This window comes from Bacteroidia bacterium (genome assembly GCA_025056095.1).
Lineage (GTDB): Bacteria > Bacteroidota > Bacteroidia > JANWVE01 > JANWVE01 > JANWVE01.
Map to the genome: position 1 here is coordinate 1 of JANWVW010000112.1, position 9,082 is coordinate 9,082.

At 36.8% G+C, this 9,082-nt stretch carries 10 protein-coding genes; 3 read left to right on the forward strand and 7 right to left on the reverse strand.

Features of this window, described 5'->3' with window-relative positions; translation table 11 throughout:
* Nucleotides 1-77: 77 nt before the first annotated feature.
* Both NZ519_08950 and NZ519_08955 read right to left on the reverse strand, forming a co-directional pair.
* Nucleotides 78-1,244: a class I SAM-dependent methyltransferase gene (locus NZ519_08950; GenBank protein ID MCS7028880.1), complete on the reverse strand. Its 1,167-nt coding sequence runs from the start codon at nt 1,242-1,244 to the stop codon at nt 78-80.
* 123 nt (nt 1,245-1,367) lie between these two features.
* Nucleotides 1,368-1,490 carry a hypothetical protein gene (locus NZ519_08955; protein MCS7028881.1) on the reverse strand — a complete coding sequence of 41 codons (123 nt, stop codon included), beginning with the start codon at nt 1,488-1,490 and terminating at the stop codon, nt 1,368-1,370.
* A gap of 229 nt (nt 1,491-1,719) precedes the next feature.
* Here NZ519_08955 and NZ519_08960 point away from each other — a divergent pair, with 229 nt between their 5' ends.
* The gene (locus NZ519_08960; GenBank protein ID MCS7028882.1) at nt 1,720-2,352 is read left to right on the forward strand and encodes a redoxin domain-containing protein; all 633 of its coding nucleotides are present in this window, start codon (nt 1,720-1,722) and stop codon (nt 2,350-2,352) included.
* A 6-nt stretch (nt 2,353-2,358) separates the two neighbouring features.
* Here the strand turns inward: NZ519_08960 and NZ519_08965 are convergent, their stop codons facing one another.
* The 5 genes from NZ519_08965 to NZ519_08985 form a co-directional block, all read right to left on the reverse strand.
* A complete protein-coding gene (locus NZ519_08965) occupies nt 2,359-3,150 on the reverse strand; it encodes a hypothetical protein (GenBank protein MCS7028883.1) in 792 nt (263 codons plus the stop codon).
* Between the two features lie 217 nt (nt 3,151-3,367).
* The gene (locus tag NZ519_08970) at nt 3,368-3,661 is read right to left on the reverse strand and encodes a 4Fe-4S dicluster domain-containing protein (GenBank protein MCS7028884.1); all 294 of its coding nucleotides are present in this window, start codon (nt 3,659-3,661) and stop codon (nt 3,368-3,370) included.
* Between the two features lie 64 nt (nt 3,662-3,725).
* Complete coding sequence (locus NZ519_08975) at nt 3,726-5,099, reverse strand: Mur ligase family protein (protein MCS7028885.1); 1,374 nt, start codon at nt 5,097-5,099, stop codon at nt 3,726-3,728.
* A gap of 75 nt (nt 5,100-5,174) precedes the next feature.
* Complete coding sequence (locus NZ519_08980; GenBank protein MCS7028886.1) at nt 5,175-6,032, reverse strand: 4-hydroxy-3-methylbut-2-enyl diphosphate reductase; 858 nt, start codon at nt 6,030-6,032, stop codon at nt 5,175-5,177.
* Nucleotides 6,033-6,099: 67 nt separating this feature from the next.
* Nucleotides 6,100-6,225, reverse strand: a complete 126-nt coding sequence (locus NZ519_08985; protein MCS7028887.1) for a hypothetical protein — start codon at nt 6,223-6,225, stop codon at nt 6,100-6,102.
* Between the two features lie 80 nt (nt 6,226-6,305).
* On the opposite strand from NZ519_08985, the gene NZ519_08990 reads away from it, so the two are divergent.
* Complete coding sequence (locus NZ519_08990) at nt 6,306-7,631, forward strand: hypothetical protein (protein MCS7028888.1); 1,326 nt, start codon at nt 6,306-6,308, stop codon at nt 7,629-7,631.
* A gap of 76 nt (nt 7,632-7,707) precedes the next feature.
* On the forward strand, nt 7,708-8,976 hold the full coding sequence (hemA, locus tag NZ519_08995; protein MCS7028889.1) for a glutamyl-tRNA reductase: 1,269 nt from the start codon (nt 7,708-7,710) through the stop codon (nt 8,974-8,976).
* Nucleotides 8,977-9,082 lie beyond the last annotated feature (106 nt).

The following is a 9,082-nucleotide window of genomic DNA, read 5'->3' on the forward strand; positions in this document are numbered from 1 at the left end:
CGTAGCCCGTAGCACGCCGACCTTGCCCACACAAGCGCAGCGAAGTGTGGGCAAGGGCACGCCCAAAAAAATTAAAACTAAACTTCTACATGACTAAATAAACTCTCTTGCAAAACCACATAATCCTCGAAAACACTGGGCAACATACAATTTTCTAAACTTCTTTGTGAAAAAATATACCTTCCATCACATACAAAACCCAACTCTTCCCAATCCACTTGATTGAGCAACTCTTTTAGTGTTTCAATATCAGCTTTAGAATTGTGCGGAAATATCGCTAAAATAGAACCATCATAGTTTATGCAGGAATGCGTAAAAAAGGGCTTCTTGTGGCGCGTTTTACAATTGACATAAATCCTCTTTCTACATGAAATAAAGTGCTTTCTGCCCCACGCCCACCAATTTGTTTCATCAAATTTTTTGATTTTTCTGCTTATCAGCTTTTGCTTGTAGGGCAAAAGACATTGATGAAAAGTATTAAAAATCATTCTTTTGGTTTTACCTGTCTTAAAAGTAGTGGAACAGACAAAATCCATATTTCCATACTGCTGATTGGTAAAAATTTCATCTGCACCACTTACGGCACCTACTTTTACAAAAAATATACTTTTGAAAGGAATTGTATAATTGTTACTTGTAAATAGGAGCTGCCCATTGCAAAACGTAAAATTTTGATAAACATTCGTTTTTCTTGAAAAATTATCCTTTTCAAAACGCCAAATAAGGCAATTGGGGCTAAATCCGTCAAATATCTTGGTATCGCCTAAGTCAATTATGTCAGTAATTGTGCCACTTTCGTAGAGGAATTTGTTAAGTTTAATGCTTGAAGTTGCCTTCAAAAAATCACGGGGAGTAATAAAAATAAGTTCGCCCCTTTTATTGAGATGATGAATACATTTCTCAATAAAGAACAAGTACAAATTACTTCTTTCATCAAAAAGTTTCATGGAAAGTTTCTTTTTAGTTTCAGGCAATATATCTTGAAACCTTACGTAAGGGGGGTTACCAATAATAGTGTCAAACTTGTTAGAGATAGGATAATCAAAAAAGTCCATGCAAAGCATACCTTCCTGTGCAATCGCGGGATCTATTTCTATACCTACACAACCTGGTATTTGGTTGAAAAATGCGCCGTTTCCTGCCGCAGGTTCTAATACCGAACCGAAGTTTCGGCGTAATTGAAGCATCTTGGAAACAACATGTGAAGGCGTAAAAACTTGCCCTAATTTTTCTATGTTAAACATTGTTTAATGTGGTAGAAAAAACTTTTGAAAACTAAATATAAGCGTTTGTTTGCAAATGCAGATTTTCTACGTAATACTTTAAAATGAAGTCTTTTGTTGCTTGAAAATTTGACTTACACAATTTCAGTTTTTTATTCCCAAAACAAGGTTTGCTGAGGTTTCATTTGCGTGAGGCATGCGAAGGGCGTGCGTCAGCACGGTGCGGAGCGAAGCGTAGCACCGAAGCGTCAGCGTAGCCCGTAGCACGCCGACCTTGTGGGCATGAGCGCAGCGAATGCCCGCAAGGGCACGCCCAAAAAATAATAAAACTTAACCTCTGGTAATTATCTTACTCAAAACTGTACAGAAATTTATTTTCAATTGAAAAGAAACTCACTACCACATCAATACAACCTGCTTATTTTATTTTGAAACTTAGTTTGAAATCTATTCGTATTTTAACAGTATTTCTTTTTGGGATATTTTGTAAATTGCTATGCATAAGTTTATTAGGTCATTGTTTTTAGTTTCTACGATGTGGTTATCAAATGTATATGCCCAAGAAGAAGTAGAAGGACTAAAAATCGGCGATAAAGCGCCGCAATTTGTGGCAGTAGATAATCATGCTATGCCTGTTTATCTCAACCGTTTGCTAAAACAAGGACCTGTAGTGCTTATGTTTTATCATGGAAGCTGGTCTAACTCTAGTTTGACACAATTGAGAAATTTACAAGACTCTTTAAGCTTAATCTATGAAATGGGAGGTACAGTAATTGCCATTACCACAGAAAGCATGGAAAATATTATCAAAATGAGTCAAAAAATGCAGACTAAATTTCCGATTATTTCAGATAAGAACCGCATGATAAGTTTGCGGTACAAAGTAGGAAAGAACATGGAGTACAGTAAAGTTGAGGAATACAAAAAAAGAGGTTATGATATCAAAAACATGACCGCGGATGGCACGGCTTTCGTTTCTATGCCTGCTACTTACGTTATTGGACAAGATGGAATTATCAAAGCGGCGTTTGTTAGCAAAGAGTATGAGATTACTCCCACCATACACTATATTATTGGTAAATTGATGGAAGAGGGCTTAAAGCCGCAAAAAAGAGAAATAGAAGAATAAAAGCGCTTAGTCTGCATATTCGTATTCAAATTCACTATATGCAATTATTTTATCCGTTTTATCTTTTTTGGTAGCTTCTACTTCATCGCCAAATTCGTTGTATTTGTATATCCACTTGAAGTAAAGTGTTCTTTCGTCACTAAAATAGTCATATTCTAATTCATTTCCCTTAGCATCGTACTTAATCACTACCTTGAACCGAATATTTCCATCCCCTCTGTAGCTTACTTCTTCGGTATTTCTACCTTTGGCATCGTACTTATAGATAGATTTCCATTCTAAAGAGCCATCGGCAGCATAGTCCTCCTTAGCAATTTCGTGTCCCTGTTCGTCATATTTATATTTCCAAGTAAAGTTGGGTTTTCCATCAGGTTTAATTTCGGAAGTTTCTACGAGCTGACCTTTTTCGTTGTAAGTATGCACAGTTTTATACCACAATTTGCCATTTGGGCGAGAATAAATTTCTTCTATGAGCAAATTTTTATCGTTGTATTTAGTGTTCATGCGGTATTCTAAAATGTCTTCATCGTTATATTTGAGCATCTCTTGTAATAAACCTTTATCGTTATACACATATACCGTACGAGAAAACTGCATACCATCACGTTTGTATATAATTTGCTCTACCAGCCGACCTAAGCTATCGTATTTGCTGCTCATGAATAAGGCTTTACTTTCTTTTTCTATTTGCCCATCGCTATTTACTCTAAAATCATATTGATTTATACTGCGTACTTTTTTGTTACTATGAGTATGTGAGATTTGCGACTGAACTAAAATAGGCAAGGAAATACTCAAAAAGATGAATAAAAAAGCTCTGTGCTCCATAGTTTGGGTATCACGTAACAAAAATAAGACTTATTTATAAATGTCCAAAAGATGATAAGCAAGCTGTGTAGGTTTTTTATAGTACCAATAGAATTAATTGACAAATAGACAATAAAAAACTTCCGAAGTTTTTTGCTTCGGAAATTTTTTTAACAAACGTGATACGTTTTGATGCTTGTTACTTTTATTAAGAACCGTGCAGATGAACCTTTTTAGCCATCAGTTGAGAGCGATCTTCGGGGAAATCAGGGTCAGGTACGCAAGCATCTACGGGGCATACTGCTGCGCACTGGGACTCTTCATGAAAGCCTACACATTCTGTACATTTTTCGGGTACAATGTAGAATATATCTGAAGCTAGAGCCTCAAACTTTTTTCCAAAGTATTCAAATTCTGCTCCGCCTGGATAAATTGCCGTGTTAGGGCATTCTGGTTCGCAAGCTCCGCAGGATATACAATCCGACGATATTCTCAGTGCCATAATTATACTCCTTAAATTGCATTCAAATCTACAATACTTTTGCTGAAAATCCAAACATTGAGAGTTATTTTTTAATAATTGAAAGAATGTCGGTGCTATCAAAAGTGCCTGATGACATAAAAAGATAGGCTATTCTATTTGCTTGGATGCTTTGTAAAGCTCGGGTCAATTGTTCGGGATTTCTACATACGTTAATTTTTCTATCTCCGAATGCATCTTGAATAAAAATGTCGCTTATTTGTTCGCCTTTTTTAGCTAACACAGTATCGCTTACATATACAATTTTATAGTCAGCTTGTTTGAGTGCATCCTCATATTGAGGTAAATAGTTTTGAGATAAACTGCTAAAAGTATGTAGTTCTAAGACAGCTACAATTTGATGCCCTTGTGTAAAGCTCCATGAAGTACGATGATATAGTTCATATATAGCATCAAGGCTGGCTTTGACTTTTGAGGGTGCATGAGCAAAATCCCTATACACTACTATATCTCCTGTATCGTATATTTTTTCTAAACGTTTGCCTGCTCCTTCAAAAGTAGAAATAGCCCGAATAAAATCCTCTGTAGGAACGGATAATTTTTTACATATTCGGTAAGCCGCTTCTATGTTACTCATGTTGTGCTTGCCAATAACTCGTGTGGATACTTCTTCGTCATCTAAAAAGTAGTAATATACATTGTCTTTTACTCTGTATTTGGGTGTTTCATACAGAATAAGATGACTATCCTTAACCTGTAATTCTTCTAACTTTTTAGCTTTTTTATCATCTGCGTTGAGAATCAAATTAGTACCTCTGACTTGTGCTTGTACAGTGTCTCTAAACTGTTGTAAGTAGATCTCTTCGGTGGGATAGACATTTGCGTGATCCCAAGCTAAGCCAGTTATACACAATATGTGCGGCTGATAAATTTGCATCTTAGGGCGTTTATCTAAGCAGCTAGCAGGATATTCATCGCCTTCTATGATAATTAAATGGCTATCTTCAGATAAGCGGCAAGTGTAAGGTAGTCCTTTTACTTCTCCCCCAATAAGATAGTCAAATTTTCTGCCACAGTGATGAAGCACGTGAATGACCATAGCTGTGGTAGTAGTTTTTCCATGGCTACCTGCAACTACAACTCTGTGTTTGTGTTGGCTAAACTCATAAATAAATTCTGGATAGGAATAAATTTTTAAGCCTAATTCTTGGGCGCGCAAAAGTTCGGGATTATCTGGTTTAGCGTGCATTCCTAATATAACAAAGTCTAGTTCTTCATGTATCTTTTCAGGAAACCAGCCTATATCGGTGGGCAACAAACCTTCTTGAGCAAGTTTGTCTTTGGCAGGATTGTAAATTTCATCATCTGAACCTGTAACGTGATAACCGAGTTTATGCAGCGCAATGGCTATACCGTGCATAGCACTACCGCCTATAGCGATAAAATGGACTTTTTTCATGATGCTGTGCAAAAATAAAGTATTGCTATAAAATAGCAACAATTAAGCTACAACAAACAAAGTAAACTTATTGAGCTACACTTTGGCTACTGCAAAAGTTTGGTTACGGATAGCTTCGGCTACTTGTTCCATTAGCCACATGGGTGTAGAAGTAGCGCCACAAACTCCCACAGTTTGACAGTTCTCAAACCATTCAGGCATAAGCTCATCTACATCAGAAATAAAGTAGCTTCTTGGATTTACACTTTGACATACTTTGTACAGCACTTTTCCATTTGAGCTTTTTTTGCCTGATACAAAGATAATTACATCAAACTTTTTGGCAAACTCACGAAGTTGAACATCCCTATTAGAAACTTGTCTGCATATTGTGTCATTTGCTTTGAACTCTGCTTGCCTTTTTTGAATTTCTTGGGCAATCTCATAAAATTCTTTTGTGCTTTTGGTAGTTTGGCTAAATAAAGTAATAGGGCGAGAAAAGTCAATTTTATCTAACTCCTGAATATTTCTTATGACAATGGCTTGGTTTTTAGTTTGTCCAAGTAAGCCGTTGACTTCTGCATGTCCTGGTTCGCCGTATATTACAATTTGAGTTCCTAAGTCAAATGCTGTTTTTACTCTATGTTGAAGTTTTAACACAACGGGGCAAGAAGCATCTATGAGAGTGAGGTTATTTTCTATGGCAATTTTGTAGGTTTCGGGGGGTTCGCCGTGGGCGCGAATGAGTACTGTGGTATTTTTAAGCTGTTTTAAGTCTTCATGGTTGATAATTTTAAGACCCTTTGCGGTCAAACGTTCAATCTCCTTGTTGTTATGGACGATATCTCCCAAGCAGTACAAAGTACCTTTTTCTGCTAGTTCATCTTCAGCCATTTGTATAGCGTAGAGTACTCCAAAGCAAAAACCTGAATTTTGGTCAATGGTAACTTCCATAGCGGATGAGCAAATATACATTAAAAACATAAAGGTTCATGTTTTAAGTTCAAAGTTTGTATATGTTTTAAGAATAGTTTGATTTTTTGGGCGTGCCCCTTGCTGCGCAAGGGTCGGGGCATTCCGCACGTAGCCCGAAGCACGCCGACCTTGTGGGCATGAGCGTAGCGAATGCCCACAAGGGCACGCCCAAAAAAATTAAAATTTAACCTCTGCGCAAAACAAAATAGGCTTATGTAATTGAAAAAAACTTATATTTGGAAGTGCAAAGACATGATTTTATTTGTACAATTCCTAAAAGCACATGATTGGATTTATGCAGGTATTACTGTATTTGTGATATACGTTATCGCAGACTGGTTTAAATACAAGTATTACAATCCTTTTGAACGAGAGTACTTTTTTAGAGCTCTGACCATAAAGATGGTTTCAGGCGTTAGTGTGGGCTTAATATATCAATACTTTTACGGCGGAGGAGATACATACATGTACCACATAACCACTAACGACCTTTACGACATAATGATAGACTATCCTGATATAGGCTTAGAAATTTTTTCGGGCTACCCAAGTGAATGGTATGACTTAGAGAGATATACCTTTCAACATAAAACTGCCTTAGTGTGGCCTGCTTTATACCTACCGAATGAACCCAAAGAAGCTGCTTTTTTGACAAGCAAATACGTTTTTTATGTAAAGTTATTAACTCACAAAAGCTATATGGCTGCTGCTTGTGTGGTTAGTTTCTTTTCCTTCATTGGAATGTGGCTGTTTTATCAAGTTATGTTAGAACGGTATCCTGAAAAGAAAAAATTCTTGTTTTATGTGTTTTTTGCTATTCCTAGCTTATGTTTTTGGGGTTCAGGTATTTTGAAGGACTCTATTACCATCGGTGGGGTAGGTTTTGTAGTAGCGGGATTTTACCGTTTGCTCATTTTGAGAAAATTTAAACTGGTGTATATACTGTGGATTATTGTAGGTGCAAAGGTTATCATAGATATCAAAGTGTATATTTTATTAGCACTCATGCTACCATTAGTTTTGTGGTTCATGCTGGATTTAAGGAATCTGATAAGAAATGCCCTACTAAGAAAATTATCTATTCCTGTGCTGGCAGCTGTAGGACTTGCCATAGGGGCTTATTCTGTTGCTACCTTCAGTGAAAAGTTTGGAAAATTTGCGGTTAAAAATGTTGTAGAAACTGCTAAAGCTACTCAATTTGATATGAGTGAAAAAGGTAGCCAAGGAGGTACTTCCATCAAGACGAATGCTTACTTAGCCTTATTTAATGGATTATTCAGACCGCTACCTTTTGATATTAAAAATCCTTTTATTGCTATTGCCGCCGTAGAAAATACCTTGCTTTTGTATCTACTGATTGTTGTGTTACGACGAAATAAATTTTCTGATATACTCAAAAGATTTGCTGAAGATACCTTTTTACTTCCTGCTTTGATTTTTATCATTCTCTTTGGATATATGGTAGGTTTTTCTACGCCGAACTTAGGGGCGCTAGTCCGATACAAGATTCCTATCCTACCTTTCTACGGGGTTTTAATAGCTTTATTTTATGTCCCTCGGATGAGAAAACAAAAATAGCTTAATTTGAAACACACAATCTTGTAGACTTGTTCTTTTGTGTGTAAAAAGTAGTATTTTTGTAGAGCTGTTTTTCATGTTTGAGCATTTTAGATACTTGTCTTTATCTCATCAAAAAGCTCCCGTAGAAATTAGAGAGCTGATTTATTTGAGTGAAGAAGAGTGCAGAAAGTTGTATCAGTTGCAAAAGGACTATTTAAATTTGCAAGATTGCTTAGTTTTTTCCACTTGCAACAGAACCGAAATTTACTACCATTCAGAAAAGGACTTATCTTCAACTTTTATTTCATTTTTAGGTCATATAAAAGGAATAAAAGACATTGAGCGATACACACCGTACTTTGATATTGTTCATGACCCTTATCAAGCCGTAGAGTACCTATTTGAAGTAGCCGCAGGGCTGCACTCTGCTGTGTTGGGGGATATTCAAATCGCTAACCAAATTAAAGAGGCGTACAAAGTTGCCGTAGAATGTCAAAGCACAGGACCTTTACTCCATCGGCTAATGCATACCGTATTTCATGCCAACAAACGAATCCATCAAGAAACTGCCTTTAAGGAAGGTACTGCATCTGTGAGCTATGCTGCGGCACAATTGGCAAATTCTTTAGCCGCTCAAATCATAGAACCAAAAGCTTTGGTAATTGGCGCGGGCGAAATAGGTAGAGAAGTAGCTATTAACCTTAAAAGCACTTGCGTCAAAGATATAACTATATGCAACAGAACCCTCGAAAAAGCAACTGAACTCAGTCAGGCACACGGCTTTAATATCTTACCTTTTGAGTATCTTTCTCAAAAAGTAAAAGAGTTTGACGTAATTATTGTAGCTGCCAGTGGGGAAAAACCTATTTTACAACTCCAGCACTTTCAGGAAGTACCTTACAAACTTTACTTTGTTATTGACATTGCTGTGCCTAGAGGCGCTGACCCAGAGATTGCTAAAATTCCCTTACTTTCTCTTTACAACATTGACGATTTACAACAAGAAATCAAACAAGCTCAAGAAAATCGCAGAAAAGCCATTCCTGCGGTCAAAAAAATTATTCAAGAAATGGTACAGGAGTTTTATGAATGGACTAAAGAATTAGAATTCTCTCCTGTTATCCAAAAAATGAAAGATGCATTAGAGCAGATTCGCCAAGAAGAGCTTAAAAGATATGCAAAGAATGTCTCAAAAGAAGAAATTGAACGCATGGAAGAGCTAAGCAAGTCTATTATACAGAAGATAATCAAGTTACCTGTTTTACAGCTCAAAGCTTCGTGCCAACGTGGTCAGGCGGAAACTCTCATAGACGTACTCAACGACCTTTTTGATTTGGAAAAAAATAAAGTCAAAGCAAATTAGAATAAGCTACTTTATAATTTCTTTTTTTGATTTTTTGGGCGTGCCCCTTGCTGCGCAAGGGTCGGGGCATTCCGCACTGCGCTTCGCTTCGGTGCTTCGCTAACGC